At 42.1% G+C, this 15,363-nt stretch carries 12 protein-coding genes and 2 tRNA genes; 3 read left to right on the forward strand and 11 right to left on the reverse strand.

The features are described 5' to 3' along the window. Positions 1-52: 52 nt before the first annotated feature. Entirely contained in the window at positions 53-778 is a 726-nt protein-coding gene (locus QY97_RS06285) for a sulfite exporter TauE/SafE family protein (protein ID WP_039238611.1), read from the reverse strand. Between the two features lie 897 nt (positions 779-1,675). On the opposite strand from QY97_RS06285, the gene QY97_RS06290 reads away from it, so the two are divergent. Both QY97_RS06290 and QY97_RS06295 read left to right on the forward strand, forming a co-directional pair. Further along, positions 1,676-2,035, forward strand: a complete 360-nt coding sequence (locus QY97_RS06290) for a DUF485 domain-containing protein (protein ID WP_052717096.1) — start codon at positions 1,676-1,678, stop codon at positions 2,033-2,035. Further along, positions 2,032-3,588, forward strand: a complete 1,557-nt coding sequence (locus QY97_RS06295) for a solute symporter family protein (protein ID WP_039238613.1) — start codon at positions 2,032-2,034, stop codon at positions 3,586-3,588. The genes QY97_RS06290 and QY97_RS06295 overlap by 4 nt, the downstream gene beginning before the upstream one ends. Before the next feature lie 809 nt (positions 3,589-4,397). Here QY97_RS06295 and rlmH read toward each other — a convergent pair. Further along, positions 4,398-4,877 (reverse strand): 23S rRNA (pseudouridine(1915)-N(3))-methyltransferase RlmH, encoded by a 480-nt coding sequence (gene rlmH / locus QY97_RS06300; protein WP_039238614.1) that lies wholly within the window; start codon positions 4,875-4,877, stop codon positions 4,398-4,400. Positions 4,878-5,092: 215 nt separating this feature from the next. On the opposite strand from rlmH, the gene QY97_RS06305 reads away from it, so the two are divergent. Further along, on the forward strand, positions 5,093-7,408 hold the full coding sequence (locus tag QY97_RS06305) for a glycerophosphodiester phosphodiesterase family protein (protein ID WP_039238617.1): 2,316 nt from the start codon (positions 5,093-5,095) through the stop codon (positions 7,406-7,408). Positions 7,409-7,530: 122 nt separating this feature from the next. Here QY97_RS06305 and QY97_RS19855 read toward each other — a convergent pair whose 3' ends face one another. From QY97_RS19855 to QY97_RS06345, 9 genes are all read right to left on the reverse strand, one after another. Continuing rightward, positions 7,531-7,680: a CxxH/CxxC protein gene (locus QY97_RS19855; RefSeq protein WP_082090174.1), complete on the reverse strand. Its 150-nt coding sequence runs from the start codon at positions 7,678-7,680 to the stop codon at positions 7,531-7,533. Between the two features lie 89 nt (positions 7,681-7,769). Further along, positions 7,770-8,981, reverse strand: coding sequence for a S1C family serine protease (locus tag QY97_RS06310; RefSeq protein WP_039238707.1), 1,212 nt, complete (start codon positions 8,979-8,981; stop codon positions 7,770-7,772). A gap of 155 nt (positions 8,982-9,136) precedes the next feature. Then, positions 9,137-9,931, reverse strand: coding sequence for an MBL fold metallo-hydrolase (locus tag QY97_RS06315; RefSeq protein WP_039238618.1), 795 nt, complete (start codon positions 9,929-9,931; stop codon positions 9,137-9,139). Positions 9,932-9,955: 24 nt separating this feature from the next. Continuing rightward, on the reverse strand, positions 9,956-10,750 hold the full coding sequence (locus QY97_RS06320) for a two-component system regulatory protein YycI (protein WP_039238620.1): 795 nt from the start codon (positions 10,748-10,750) through the stop codon (positions 9,956-9,958). After that, a complete protein-coding gene (locus tag QY97_RS06325) occupies positions 10,737-12,077 on the reverse strand; it encodes a YycH family regulatory protein (RefSeq protein WP_039238622.1) in 1,341 nt (446 codons plus the stop codon). Before QY97_RS06325 ends, QY97_RS06320 begins: the two co-directional genes overlap by 14 nt. Next, entirely contained in the window at positions 12,074-13,897 is a 1,824-nt protein-coding gene (walK, locus tag QY97_RS06330; protein ID WP_039238624.1) for a cell wall metabolism sensor histidine kinase WalK, read from the reverse strand. Before walK ends, QY97_RS06325 begins: the two co-directional genes overlap by 4 nt. Positions 13,898-13,903: 6 nt before the next feature. Further along, complete coding sequence (gene yycF, locus QY97_RS06335) at positions 13,904-14,614, reverse strand: response regulator YycF (RefSeq protein ID WP_039238626.1); 711 nt, start codon at positions 14,612-14,614, stop codon at positions 13,904-13,906. Between the two features lie 282 nt (positions 14,615-14,896). After that, positions 14,897-14,969 (reverse strand) — tRNA-Phe (locus tag QY97_RS06340). 186 nt (positions 14,970-15,155) lie between these two features. Further along, a tRNA-Asp gene (locus QY97_RS06345) sits at positions 15,156-15,232 on the reverse strand. Between the last annotated feature and the right edge of the window lie 131 nt (positions 15,233-15,363).

Consider the following 15,363-nt stretch of genomic DNA (forward strand, 5'->3'; position numbering starts at 1 on the left):
AACTTTGCATGATTCAGCACTTTATTTATAAAAGGTTAGATACTCCCGCTTTTTACTTATCAAACCCCAAACTTTCTATCAGCAAGTATATTCCAGTAAACAATAGGATCAAATATGTAAATAGGCGAAACATATGCTGATTGACCCACTTAAATAATAGTTGTCCTAAATACAAGCCTATTAATACGAAAGGAAGAGCCCATACACTCGATATCCAAATTGTCTTGTTTGTTCCAGCGAAAAACATTTGGATGATTAAACTAGTGAAATATATAAACAAGTAAAAGGCTAGCGTGGTACCTCTCAGCTTTTCTTTTCGAGTATCTGTTCCTGAAAAATACAATAATAATGGCGGACCCGGCATACCTATGCTCGTTGTAAGTGATCCTGACAGTCCCCCTGCAAGCAAATCCCTCTTCTCATTTTGAGCCATTCGGAATTTAAGTATTAACATAATTGTGAGGACTAAAATAATGAGGCTTACTCCTAACTTTAATTTATGAATATCTATTAATACAAAAGCAACGATGCCTATCGGCAGACCTGGGATGCTGCCTGCTATGAGTCTTTTCAAGATGCTATAATCAATATCCTTTTTAATCTTTCTCATCAATGCGCCAGATATAAATAGAGACAGTAATAAATTGATCTGAATAGCCTCCGTTGGTTTGAATAGTAAAAGAAGAAAAGGAGTAGCCAAAATCGAAAAGCCAAACCCTGTACTTGTTTGAAGTATAGAAGCGATTAAAATGATGATAATAAAGGCTACTGCCTCCATAAGACACCTGCTTTCTATGCAGCATACGTTCATGTGCTGCCTTGATTATCCCGATAAACACCGATACACGCTTTTAAGCCTCCTGACCAGGCGGCTTTTTCTAGGAAAACAAACCAATGTAAGAATCTTCATTTACTTATGGTACAGGGCACCTGGCTGCATCACAAGTCAATGCGGCTTTTTTTAATGCTCGAAATGTAAAGACGCTAGTATAGCTCCATTCACCCAGGGAACCGTCTTTCTTTTTATATTATGGCTATTTACTTCATCATTCTCTTCACAATACGTTTCGTTGTAACGCATCTAAATAAGGCTTTTACTATCCTTTAAAAAGGAATGCGCATAGCTGCTCATTTTCCATTTCCTTCATTACTAAAATTCTTCCTGCGTATTTTATGGATTATACAAACATGATAATAAACCATTAATGTGAGACGATTTCTGGATGGATAAAGAACACTTTAACCTAACCATCGGAAAAACGCTCAAAATACGGTCGTCACGGTAACAATTATTTCTTTATGAGGATTTGCCGATGTCCCACTCTCGATATGTTTATATAACTTTTAAGAAACACTGTTCTTCAGGACAGTGCTTTTTTGCATGAAGTATATCGTCGCATTTATCACCCAGCCTGGCGGTGATCGGAGTCTATTGAAGATTAATAATCTTATTTTATAAAAATTTAAAATATTGTTTACTTTAGATTATAGGCATGCTATATTCATAACAACATAACAGTTTTATTTCACCCGTGTTAAAACTGAGGTATAGGTTTTTATAGAAAGGAGGCCTATTCAAATTTAAATTTTTTAATTTGTAAGGGTTTACATGTTAAAATATGTAACTTGAAATCATCAAACTAAAATATACTGTTATAAAGTGAGGAGATGTTTTATGTCACAACCACAAATGAAATTTGACGACATATCTGCACAAAAAGCAGAGAAGAAGATTCCTTACGAAAGACTGGTCCAGACGGAAGAATTTAAGGATTTACTGCAAAAGAAAAAATCATTTATCATTCCGACTACTGTCTTCTTTCTCATCTTTTATTTTACATTGCCTTTATTAGCCGCTTATACAAAGATACTGCACGTAGAAATCTTGGGCCCAATTACAGGTGCATGGATATTTGCCGGCTTGCAATTCTTGCTTGTTTGGATATGCGGCTTTATTTATGTAAAGAAATCCGAAAATTACGACAGAATGGCAAAAGGTGTTTTACAAAAGTATAGAAAGGAGCTAAGTAAATGAGTGTCCTCTCTATTCTTCTGTTTGTAGGAATAATTGTCTTAACTCTTTTAATTACGTACTTCTCTTCAAAAAAGACAAAAAGTACTAGCGACTTCTATACAGCCGGAGGCGGACTGACCGCCACACAAAACGGCTTAGCCGTAGCTGGAGATTTTATGTCGGCGGCTTCCTTCCTGGGAATCACTGGAGCAATTTCCTTAATTGGATTCGATGGATTTTATATGAGTATCGGAAACCTGCTAGGCTTTTTATTTCTACTGTATTTAATTGCGGAGCCTATGCGGAATTTAGGAAAGTACACCTTGGCTGATATGATGACATCCCGTTTTAAATCGAACAAAGTTCGCGGGACAGCAGCTGCCAGCACACTGGTTATTTCGATCTTTTACATGATCGCACAGTTAGTCGGCGGCGGCGGCCTAATTAGTTTAATGTTAGGAATTGAGTACTGGTTAGCCGTTGTAATTGTTGGTGTTTTAATGACTGTATATGTTATTTTTGGCGGAATGACCGCCACAAGCTGGGTTCAAATTACAAAAGCAATCCTTTTACTCGGCGGGTCGTTTGTGTTAACGTTTCTAGTTTTTTCCAAATTTGACTTCAGCATCATTCAAATGTTCGAGCAAATCAAATCAGCGAGTCCATTTGGAGAGGAGTTAGCAAATCCGGGGAATAAATACAGCAACGGATTGGATATGCTTTCTCTTAATATAGCGCTTGTCCTCGGTGTAGCAGGACTGCCGCATTTACTTATCCGCTTTTTCACTGTAAAAGATGCGGTAACAGCAAGAAAGTCCGTCGTCTACTCCACATGGTTTATCGGGGCATTTTTCTTAATGGTTGTCTTCCTTGGATTTGGAGCTACTGTTTTTGTCGGCTGGGATGAGATCATGGCAGCTAATCCTGCTGGAAACTTAGCTGCACCAATGTTAGCCTTAGCCCTGGGCGGAGACTTCTTATTCGCCTTTATTTCGGCGGTTGCCTTTGCGACCATTCTTGCGGTTGTTTCAGCTCTCGTTTTAACATCAGCCTCTGCCTTCGCCCATGATATTTATGGACAAATTATTAAAAAAGGAAATATCACAGAAAAGCAGCAAATGAAGGTAGCCCGCATTTCTTCTATTACTGTAGCTATTGCGTCTATCCTTCTAGCACTAGTAGCCCAGAATTTAAACGTTGCATTTCTGTCTGTTCTAGCTTTAGGAATCGCAGCAAGTGCCAACCTTCCTGTTATGTTATGCACGATCTATTGGAAAAAATTCAATGCGACAGGTGCTGTAACAGGGATGTTAGTCGGATTAATCAGCTCTGTCATTCTGGTTTTATTAAGCCCGAATGTATGGAACCCAGAGCCAGGTGCAGCGATTTTAACAGGAGACCCGCTGTTTCCATTAGCAAACCCAACGATCTTTACCGTCCCATTAGGTTTTCTGGGAGCATATTTAGGAACTGTCCTGTCAGCTAATAAACAGAAAGCTGACACAGGGGACTTTGAAGAGGTACTGTTTAAATCTAATACAGGTTTTGGAATTAGTGCACCTGAAGAACATTAATTGATTGTTGTTTAGGACGGACCATCTACCAAACAAATAATAATCAGAAGAAATGCGCGAGAAACGAAAAGATAATTCTCGTTTATTACAAGGCAAAACCCGTTAAGTTTTTATATCTTAACGGGTTTTGCCTTCTTAAATGCTCATGCGTACAAAAGTCGAGCCTTAAAAAGTAAAAACAACTATCCACAGCTCCGCCAGGAAAAGGGAAGTTGTTTTCGCCACAAATCATTTGCAGATGAACCAAACTCGATGAGCTTGGTAATTTACAAGTGGCAACAGGCACATATTTTTAGCAGAATGCCTTAATTTCTTCCTCCGCGAGCATTCGATCTTCCTTTCTTTCTTCTTTGTTCATTGGACTCCTTATTAGAATCGTTTATTTTTTCTTTGCGTGCATTTGAGTCTTTTACCATATTTATTCCCTCCGCTATCCTTAAGAATGTTATTCAGCAACATCAAGTATTATAATAACCGAGGGGTGTTGAATTATTCGGTGGCAAGCAAATGTTTCGTTTAGCAACGTTCTACAAATAGCTTGCAGCACCTTTTATGATGAAACAAAAATAGCTGCTCAAAAAGACAAGAAAAGATTGCGGAAGCACAGGGATTAGAAGAGAAAATCCTAAAGGTTTTTAACAACAACTGTCAGATAGACGACACTCGAAAAATAAATAAGCTGGGTTTGACGGCCTCTAAACACCGCATAGGACGATGAATGGATGACCCTCGAATCCGTCTGCATGCGCCTAATCATCGGATACACCATACACCAATGACTTCAATGACATACGCAATAAAAACCTTATTTACTTATGATACGGTTCGCCTCGATTAATCCGAAAACTCCGGTACACCTGCTCCAGCAAAATGAGACGCATGAGCTGATGAGGAAAAGTCATTTTTGAAAAAGATAGCGTGTCATTCGCCCGCTGCATAACATCCTTATGCAAGCCAAGGGATCCTCCGATGACAAAGGCGATTTTGCTTTTTCCGTAAGTGGCTAGCCTGTCGAGATCCTCTGCCAGTTCCTCAGAGGTCTTCATTTTCCCTTCGATCGCGAGGGCGATCACGTGTGCATCGGGACTGATCTTCGCTAAAATTCGCTCTCCTTCCTTCTGTTTCACCTGCTCCATTTCTGTTATACTTAGTTCCTCGGGCGCTTTTTCATCCGCCACCTCGATCATATCCAGCTTCGCATAAGCAGATAAACGTTTAGCGTATTCATCAATGCCTTGCTTCAAATATTTTTCTTTTAACTTACCAACAGTAATAATTGTAATATTCACAGCATGTCCTCACTTTATAAACAATTGCAAACAAGTTATGCACAAACTTATACACATATCCACAATTGTGTATTTTTCTCCTCCATTTTAGCACATTTTTCTGCTCACCTTTTCTTCAATTTTTCCCCATTCATCTTTCAAATTTACTTCCCATTAATACCTCCTTTACATTTTGTTGCCAAAATAGAAGCGTATATACAAAAGGGGGAAATGAAATGAGAAACATGAAAAAGTCTATTCCTGTCTTTCTTGCAGCCGGCATGCTATTTAGCAGTGCGCCGGTCATTCCGCATGCAGAGGCTAATGGACAAGCCGTAAACTTAATGGAAGAAAGCTTTGATAACGCTAGTCTTCCTGCTGGATGGAAAGTGGTTCAAGGGGAAGCCAAAGTGGAAAATGGAAAGTTGACGCTGACCTCTCCATCTACCTCTAAACCTTCCCGTGTAGTCGTGCCGCTCGCTGAAGAAACAGGCGATTATGTCATCGAGGCGGATATGACGTTCTTATCTGCGGTTGAAGACACACGCTGGGCATCTATTATGTATCGCGTTCAAGAAGAGGACTACCCATACTACCAGTTTGCGATCCGGCGAGGCGCCACAGCCTTAAATGGCGTTGAATTCGCTATGCGCAATGAGAACAATCAATGGAATGTCCTGGAGAAAACGTTCTATTCCGAACCGTTTGAGCTGAATAAGACGTACCGCCTAAAGATAGTCGCTAAAGGAGACCGCGTACAACAGTACATAAATGGGCAGCTTGTGATTGACACAGATGCAGCTAATGCCTTATCAGGAGGCGCTATCGGCTTCCAGGCATCCGGAACGACCGTGCAATTCGATAACGTGCGAGTCCAAGCGCAAGAAGCGGCACTCCCGCCTCTAACAGAATCAGGTGCCTTTCTGCCTAAGGAAGCAGAAACCAACATCCTAAATGCGCCAACGATTCTATCATCGAATGCCTCTCTTCAGGCAGTTGAGCAGTTAGCGGGCACAGGTGTCTCTTCCATGATTCTTAAAACAGACCGCTCTTTGCATGTAAACGGCACACCGCTAAAAGACATGCTTGATCAGATGAAAGGAAAAATGATTCCTGTGATTCAGCTTGAGGACGAGCGAACTGTTACACCGCTTGTAAACCTGTTAAAGGAGCAGGCTATTCAAGACGTCCATATTTTATCGACAAAGCCTGAACTTGTACGTCTTGTAAAAGAAGAATACCCGACGGCTAGAGGGGCTGTTCTGTACAATCGTCAATCACTCAATAAGCATGATATTAACGAGTTCATAAGTAAACTGCATGAAAATGGCGCAAAAACAGCCGTCATTCCTAAGAAGCTGCTCTCAGCAGATCTCGTTCATACGTTCCATAGCCGGACAGTGTCCGTCTGGGGGATTGGCGGTTCGAATGAAGAGGAAGCACATGATCTGATTCACACAGGGGTAGACGGCATTATTACCGATCATACCGACTCCGTGCTGACAGCCTTCAGCCGCTATCCTGAAAATACACTTGTACAACGGCCGATTGTAGCTGCCCACCGCGGGATTCCTTCACTGGCACCGGAAAATACGATGGCTGGCTACCGCCTAGCCTACGAAATGGGCGCTGATCTTATTGAAACCGACCTTCAAATCACTAAAGACGGCCAGCTGGTTGTCATGCATGACAGTACGGTTGACCGTACAACGAACGGAACGGGAAAAGTATCCGATTTGACCTTTGAAGAAGTTCGCCAGCTGGATGCAGGCATTACATTCAGCCCTGAATTTGCCGGTGAGAAAGTGCCATCCTTCCGGGAATTTCTGCAGGAGTTCAAGGGAAAAGATGTCATTCTTCTCGTTGAAATGAAAGCAGCAGGCATTGCAGATCAAGTCATGAAGGAAATCGAAGAAGAAGGTATGTCCGACCAAGTAGTGGTCCAAAGCTTTGATTTAGGAAATGTAAAGGATTCTCGGAAACTAAAGCCTGAAATGGCTGCCGGTTATTTATATTCAGCAGCTGTATCCGCCACGGAGGAAGCCCGCATAAAGGATGCGAGGCAAATGATGAACTATGCCTCATCCATGAATGTGACATTAAATTCAAGCTATGGCAGCCTCTCTGAAGAATTTATTACGTATATGAAGCAACGTGGGATGACGAGCCTGCACTGGACATTCCGCGATGAACAAGCCTTGGAAGAAAAATTAAAGGAAGGGCTCATTGGTCCGATTACTGATTACACACAATGGTTAGAAGCAGCCCCTGTTCGGCTGGAAACACCGATTAAGAAACGAAACTTAAAAGTTGGGGCTGAAGCGACCATTCAGGCAAAAGCATTTGTTCATTACCGCACTGATAAAAAACAAAACATCGAAACGAGCTTATTCGCTTCTGATGAAAATGGAAATATCGTCTCGATTGAAGGAAATACAATTAAGGCATTGTCATCTGGCAAAACATTTGTCTTCGTTGAACACAAATTTAATATGCTTGGAGAAGAATGGCGACTCGTATCGAAACCAATCGAAGTCAATGTATCCCAGTAAATGAAAAAAGAGCGACTTGTGTATAAGTCGCTCTTTTTTTCGTTATTCAGATGTGGATAACTAATTTTTTAGAAAGTTATTCACAAACTTATACCAATTATCCACATATTGGGCTTCGAATATTAGTTCGCTACTACATATTCGGCCTTGTTTTGACAATATTCGCATGTTGCTTGTTCTGACTCAAGCTTTTCGATTTTTGGGGCTGTTTCATACTCGTCTACTACAATATCAAGAGCCAGCTCTACATGTTCCTGACAGCAATGAATCATCGTCCTTCCCTCCTTTACCTCTTATATCTCACGAAAAGACGCAGAAAAGCTTATGTTGCTTTCCTGCGTTTTTTTATCCAGTGAGCTTGCTAAAGGGTTTCTTCCGACGTAAGAGTCATTGTAGCGGTTTGCTGTTCTCCGTTACGATAGAAGGTAACCTCCATACTGTCGCCAACTTTTTTCTCATTATACATGTACTTGCGAAGCTCTAAAATATCTGTAATCTCTTGGTCATCGAGCTTTGTAATAACGTCTAGCTCCTGCAATCCTGCTTCAGCAGCTGGTGTATTCGGGAAGACTTGTACCACCATCGCTCCATTTGTTACATTCTTTGGCAGCTTGAGCGTTTGCTGCTGGTGATAGCCCGGAATTTCGTTCACATTTCTTAAGGTCACGCCCATAGCCGGACGCTCCACTTGGCCAGTTTTTTCGAGACTGTCAATAATCGGCTGAGCAAAGTTTATTGGAATCGATAAACCAATTCCTTCCACTGCTGCTTCAGCAATCTTCATTGAGTTAATTCCGATTACCTGGCCGGCAATGTTAACTAGTGCCCCGCCACTGTTTCCTGGATTGATAGCAGCGTCTGTCTGTAATACTTCTGCTTGCCAGTCCACGATATTGTCACCGTTAATATCTACCGGGATGGTTCTCTCCAACCCGGAGATCACTCCCTGTGTCACAGAGCCGGAGAATTCCAATCCAAACGGGTTACCGATTGCAATGACTGGTTCGCCGATTTTTAATGCATCTGAATCGCCGAATTCGGCTACTTTTTCCACATTCGCTCCATCAATTTCAATGACGGCTAAATCTGTCCATACATCTCCGCCGCGTACGGTGGCCGGGGTTTTCGTCCCATCAGCAAGTGTAACCTCTAGCTGCTGAGCTCCCTCGATCACGTGGTAATTCGTTACTATGTACGCTTTGCCGTCTGCTTTCTTGTAAATAACACCTGAGCCTGTCCCTGCAGGCTGAGAGGTTTCCTCTCCCCAGAAGCTTCCGGATTGAATATTCGTGATACCAACTACCGTGTCTTGTGCTTTGTCCACGGCCTTTGTCACATCCGTAGTCACATCGAGTGATACCTTATGACCCCGGGTTTGCTGATTATTCTCTTGCACTTGAACCTGCTCTTCGCTTCCACCAGGCAGCAATCCCTGGTCTGCCAGCCTAGGAAGAGCAACTAATACGAGAAGCGCACCTATAATGAGTCCTGCTAGACTAGCTAAAAAATAACCGACTTTGCTGGCGCTGCGCTGGCTTCGTCCCGTACGGCCATTTTCATCATAATAGCCCAAGCTATTCACCCTTTCCACATACGTACTCTCTCTTATTTTCCCCGTGTAGCTCAAATTATAACGTTTGCTTTGAAAAATTCAAATAAAACGCAATTTGACCAGGCTTTGGGAGACAAACATAAGAAAGCCGCCTGACAAAGCCAGGCGGCGAAGCATTATACCTCTGTCAAAATGGTTGGTGTCTTCGGATCGGTATGATGGAGCTGGAACTGCACGCCGACCGGCATATCCTTCATTTCTAATGTTTGAGCCACACTCATTTCAGCTAACTCCTTCAAATTATTATCCTGACTTAAGTGTGCCAAGTATACACTCTTTGTTTTGTCACCAATTACTTCACTCATCGCAATAGCGGCATCTTCATTAGACACATGGCCAAAGTCGCCCAAAATACGCCGCTTAATGTTCCACGGGTAACGACCGGCCCTCAGCATCTGGACGTCGTGATTGCTTTCAAACACATACGTATCAGCATGCTTAATAATCCCTTTCATACGATCACTTACATAGCCGGTGTCTGTAATTAATACAAGCTTTTTTCCTTCATGATGAAAGACATAAAACATCGGTTCAGCGGCATCATGAGAGACACCAAACGATTCAATGTCCAAACCGCTAAAGCTTTTTACCGTTTCCATGTCAAATGCAAATTTTTGCTCTGCATTCACTTGACCAATTAATGGCTCCATTGCCTGCCATGTTTTTTCATTCGCATAGATTGGAAGCTTGTACTTTCTTGCCAGCACACCCAACCCTTTAATATGGTCACTGTGTTCATGGGTTACGAGGATACCTGACAAATTCTCCATCTTCCGGTCAATCTCAGAAAAGAGGGACTCCATCTTCTTCCCGCTTAATCCGGCATCTACTAAAAAGGATTGCTTGTCCGTTTCTACGTAAAACGCATTTCCTGTACTCCCGCTTGCCAGAACACTAAAACGCATTGTCATGATGATTCACTCCACTTTTACTCATTAACTGCTTTCTTCATTCTTATAAATTGAGCCGTCAAACGCATTTACGTACATTTTTTCCGTTTCATCGCCGCTTTTTATTTTAAAATACCAAGTAGGCGATAATACTTGTGTTTCTGTCAACTGTACCACGGTATAATAGCCAAGTTCTACATTCGAGATCTCACTGTTTGGTTTGATTAAACCATTGAGATAAAGTGTCTGAACCGCCTGATGGGCAGATAAAATTTCTTCTTCTTCCCCATTCTCCATCAGTTTCTCCAGCATCATCTGATGATAAGATACAATTTCACCTTGTCTGTTCACTTTGATAGATAATTGGGCCTTAATGTTCTCAAACATCTGCCTGTCCTGATAATACTGATAGAAAATGTAGGTCGTTCCATCCTTCTCCTCTGACGTGTCCCAGTAACTATATTGGTCACCATAGAGCACATTCGATTCTATGAACGACCGTATATCATCCATTTTATTTTCTCCCAGCTTGACTGGCTTTTTCAAATAGCTGACAAGGTTAGTATCATTCTGCCGTAATCTTACCGACTGTCCTGAAAGCTCGCCAATCTCTCTCTCTGTAAATGTCTTTACCTCTCCAGTGATGTATGGTTCTTTGCTTACTTCTTCCGGAAGTTCTTCATATTCCACATTGTATGACTTCAGCTTATCCTCGATTGAAGCTTCCTTAATAAACTCAAATTGGCTGGTAGAATATCTATTCAGAAATACAGATAATAAAAAGACATCTAATACGAGGAAAACGATAATGAAAATGGTTTTCGTGTTACTCCAATCCATAAGCGTTTCCCCCTGTTTGAGTAGTGAACGAAAGCTTGTCCCAGCGTCCATTATATTTGTAGAACCAGGCAGGCTCTAGAACAAGTACCTTAGACGATTGCGGATCCTGCTGAAGCTCATAGCCTACTATCAGGTCCTCCAGCAATGCTGCATCAAAGTCCTCCATGCTCTGTATCTGCTCCAATGCTGAGGTGCTGTTTGGAAGAGTGATTTCCTCCGCCTCAGAAGGCAAGGAAATATCAAGCGTGAAATACGGACGTACATACATATAAATATCTGATTTTCCCCATATCTGCATAATCTCTGCCATGTTTCCTTTATTAAAGACAGGAACGCCATTTTTATACAAACGATAGCTGATTGATGCAGAGCCTGGTTCTGCTTCAAACAAACGGTACTGATCAGACCAGCCGCTATGCTCATTAACAAACTGAATACTTTTATCAACCAGCTCGTGCAGGCTTCCTGGAGTAGTCGTCTCCGACTCGATAGCAGGGTTCACATACGAAATTGTATTCGTATCATAGTTCACTTCCATCAGACTGGAGCCATCTGTATACTCTTCTCCTTCTCCACTCGTTCCTTTTTTCACCAGGCTTGGGTCTTCAAATAATAAATCTTTAAAGTCTTCAACATTTAATTCATCGGGCAAGTATTTCTCTCTTTTTAGCCTTGGTGATTCCTCTGGCAGAAACAGCGGATCGGAAGCCCCTTCGAGTTTGATGTGCTGGTATGTCTCCCACTGCTCTTCTGCCTTGTCCATAAATTGCTTCTTAAAGGCAGGCATGCTTTCTGCAGAGGCGGAACTGCGGAAGACCAGCCTTTCTTTAGTAGAAACAAAGTAAACAACGGCTTGCCTTGCCTGACGGTTTACTTCAGAAATAATGATACGATCAAACACGGCATTTGGTGTATCCCCATCTTCAAAATTCAGTACATTATCGATCGTATAAAAAGGGATAAAAGTCGGAAATTTAAGCTCAACCCGGTCCTTTCCGTAAAGCAATTCCTTGAAGCCTCTTTCAGAAATGCTGGGCGATACGTTTACTATATCTACGAATGACCATTCTTGAAGCTCTTTAATGATCGCATTCATTTCATTTCGACCGGCTGTTCCGTAATGTTCATTTTCCGTGTGATAAAGAATTGTTGAGGGCTTGATAACATCGGCCTCTTCTCTCATTTCACTAATAGAGGCCACTTCATGTATATTATCTTCCGTAATAGGATCATAGTTAGGCTGGTAATTCCAAATTCCCAAGGTAAAAATAATACTCAGCAGCACGAGCACACCTAACACTATTGATTTTATTTTTTCATAGTTCATGACCAATCATCCTCTTGAGGCAACTCATATGGAAGAGTGAAGCAAATGGTTGTTCCTTTTCCTTCTGTGCTCGTTGCCCAAATATGACCTCCGTGTGCCGTTACAATCTCTTTCGCAATAGCAAGCCCTAGACCTGTTCCGCCCATCTTGCGTGATCGAGCCCGGTCCACCCGGTAGAAGCGCTCAAAAATCCGATTAATATTTTTCTTCGGTATGCCCATTCCCTGGTCGCGGATGCTGACTTTGATGTTATCTGTATTCTCCTCCACCTTAAATGTCAGCTGGCCGCCTTCAGGTGAATACTTCATGGCATTTGAAATAATATTATCAATAACCTGGGTCAGCTTATCAGTATCAATTTCCACGTAGATAGGATACCGAGGCAACTGCCGCTTGAAGGTGACCTCCTGCGACTTTGTCATTTCAAATCGGTCAATAATCTTATTGAAGAATTCCGTGAAATCTACGTCTTTCTTTGTAAGCTGATAATCCCGGCTATCGAACTTAGAAAGCTGCAGTAAATCATTTACGAGACGAATCATACGCTCTGTCTCGGTCTGTGTGACTTCAAGGAAATGCGGAGCAATATCCGGGTCTTGCCATGCCCCTTCAGCCAGTGCCTCTAGGTAGCTTCGCATCGTCGTAAGCGGTGTCCGCAATTCATGGGATACGTTTGTTACGAATTCGCGTCGTTCCGCTTCAATCTTCTCCTGCTCCGTAATATCATGAAGCACAGCGATCAAACCGTTTACAAATCCAGTTTCCTTTTGTATAACGGAGAAATTAGCTCGTAGAATGTACGGCTGGTCATCTGCACCATAATCGAGTATGACTGAGTCTTGTTCATTTAATAAATCATCAAATGAGTATTCTTCCTCCAAACCGAGCACGCTTGTAATCGGTTGTGAAATCACTGTTTCACGTGAAACGTTCAAAAGCCGTGCCGCAGGTTCGTTAATAAGGATGACTCGGCCTTTCCGGTCAGTTGCAACTACTCCATCGGTCATATAGGAGAGGACGGAAGAAAGCTTTCTTCTTTCTCCTTCTGTCGTAGCCTGCGCTTCTTGCAGTCTCTTCGTTAAATTGTTAAAGGTAATCGCCAGCTCACCGATTTCATCCTGCCCGTATACCTTTACCTTCCTGGAGAAGTTACCCCTTCCTAGAGCAACAGCCTGGCGGCGCATGTCGGTAATTGGGCGGGTAATCGTGCGGGCAAGCAAAACACCTAATATAGCTGTAGCAACTAAAGCTAAAGCTGTACCGGTAAACAAGATTTCATTGATTTGGTTCATCTGGGTGTAGACATTCTCTACCTTTCCGATTAAGTAAACAGCACCGATCACTTCTCTGTTTGAAATAATCGGTGATGTATACACCCAAATACGTTTGTTTGACTGCTCATCAATATACATTCTGTCTTCTTCCGCACCGAAGGAAAGAGTCCTCTTTACAGCAATGTCGGTTACCCGTTGTCCAATAATCCCCTGTCTGTTCGGATCAGAGGTACCGATAATCCGGCTTCGCTGATCAATAACTCTTACTTCTGATACGTCCGGAGCCATAAAGTCTTCCAAAATCCTTTGGATATCCTGCTCAAGCGTCAGAGTTTCCTCCGTCCGCTCTTTCAGCATCTCTTCCCGTAAGTTATACTCCAGCAAATTCACCCGTTCTTGAAGAGAAGTTTTGAAGTTAGTAATCAGCTTGTCTTCAAGCTCTTTCACGAAATAAACACCGATGATTTGCATCGCAAATAAAATCAGCAGCACATAAATTAATACAAACTTCAGCTGTATTGATCGAAAGAACCCTACTCTTTTCATTCACTATTACTCCTGTTCAGGGTTGCGCAAGTAATAGCCCACCCCTCTTCTAGTTACAATCCAAGAAGGGTGACTAGGGTTATCTTCAATTTTTTCTCTCAGACGGCGAACGGTAACATCTACTGTACGTACATCTCCATAGTAATCATAACCCCATACCGTCTGCAGCAAATGCTCCCTCGTCATTACCTGACCAATGTGTTTAGCCAAATAATAAAGCAGCTCAAATTCGCGGTGCGTTAGCTCAATGGTTTCTCCCCGCTTGGAAACAACGTAAGCATCCGGATGAATTGTTAATGAGCCAATTGTAATTTCATTTGTCTCTTCCTCTTCCTCGGAAGGAGAAGGTACCGCCTGGTGACGGCGCAGATTCGCTTTCACACGGGCGATTAGTTCCCTCGTGCTGAAAGGCTTTGTTACATAATCATCTGCCCCCAGTTCCAAACCAAGCACTTTATCAATCTCTGAGTCTTTAGCCGTCAGCATAACAATCGGCATTTCATGTTTCTTTCTTACTTCCCGGCATACTTCCATGCCGTCCCGGCCAGGCAGCATGATATCGAGCAAGATCAAGTCTGGCTGTATATCTTCCACCATCTCCACAGCCTGATTGCCGTCATAAGCACAATAGACTTCGTAGCCTTCTTTCTTTAAATTAAATTGCAGAATATCTGCAATCGGTCTCTCGTCATCTACAACTAATATCTTCTTTTGCATACCTTTCTCCTCACTTCTTCAGTATGAAAGCCTTATTGATTCATAGAGTTCATTTTAATATTTTACCACATCTCTGAGACGAAGGTTTTGCTTCCTCTTGCGGGTTAGTTTACGGAAAAACAGGCCGTTATGCATGCAAACGACCTTCACTTATACCTATATACTTCCTTCTACACTTTATCATGAAAGAGAGGGATTTTCACCTCTTGGCCTTAAAGGAACACTTTCTCGTATATGAAAAAAAGCACCGCGAGAGCTAATATCGTCGCAATGCTTCTTTGATGGCTCAGGACGGAATCGAACCGCCGACACATGGATTTTCAGTCCATTGCTCTACCGACTGAGCTACTGAGCCTTCCCTATAAGTTGTTTTACCATTTTCGCTTCCTCTGCCTAAAGAAGAAGCGGCTGAGTGTATATTTAAAATATTTCGTCTTTTACAAGGCGAAATATGAAAAAATAAGGCGGCCAACTTACCAGTTGATCGTCTTTCAGCCGCCATCTAAGGAAATAGGATTCATTAAATTAAACGGTTGTAAAATGGCGGTCCGGACGGGACTCGAACCCGCGACCTCCTGCGTGACAGGCAGGCATTCTAACCAGCTGAACTACCGGACCATACTATTAAACTTTTAATATTAACAACGCTGTTAATATTAGCATATACTTAAAAAACTGACAATAGTTTTTGAGAAAATTGTCGAAAAAAGTGAAAAAAGTGAAAAACAAAACATTCCTTTCGAAGACAG

Origin of the sequence: Bacillus thermotolerans (genome assembly GCF_000812025.2) — a bacterium.
GTDB lineage: Bacteria > Bacillota > Bacilli > Bacillales > Domibacillaceae > Quasibacillus > Quasibacillus thermotolerans.

Coding starts and splice junctions, on each gene's coding strand:
- QY97_RS06305 (WP_039238617.1), top strand. CDS start 5,093: ATGAGAAACATGAAAAAGTCTATTCCTGTCTTTCTTGCAGCCGGCATG.
- QY97_RS06295 (WP_039238613.1), top strand. CDS start 2,032: ATGAGTGTCCTCTCTATTCTTCTGTTTGTAGGAATAATTGTCTTAACT.
- QY97_RS06325 (WP_039238622.1), bottom strand. CDS start 12,077: ATGAACTATGAAAAAATAAAATCAATAGTGTTAGGTGTGCTCGTGCTG.
- QY97_RS06290 (WP_052717096.1), top strand. CDS start 1,676: ATGTCACAACCACAAATGAAATTTGACGACATATCTGCACAAAAAGCA.
- QY97_RS06320 (WP_039238620.1), bottom strand. CDS start 10,750: ATGGATTGGAGTAACACGAAAACCATTTTCATTATCGTTTTCCTCGTA.
- QY97_RS06285 (WP_039238611.1), bottom strand. CDS start 778: ATGGAGGCAGTAGCCTTTATTATCATCATTTTAATCGCTTCTATACTT.
- QY97_RS06315 (WP_039238618.1), bottom strand. CDS start 9,931: ATGACAATGCGTTTTAGTGTTCTGGCAAGCGGGAGTACAGGAAATGCG.
- yycF (WP_039238626.1), bottom strand. CDS start 14,614: ATGCAAAAGAAGATATTAGTTGTAGATGACGAGAGACCGATTGCAGAT.
- QY97_RS19855 (WP_082090174.1), bottom strand. CDS start 7,680: ATGATTCATTGCTGTCAGGAACATGTAGAGCTGGCTCTTGATATTGTA.
- walK (WP_039238624.1), bottom strand. CDS start 13,897: ATGAAAAGAGTAGGGTTCTTTCGATCAATACAGCTGAAGTTTGTATTA.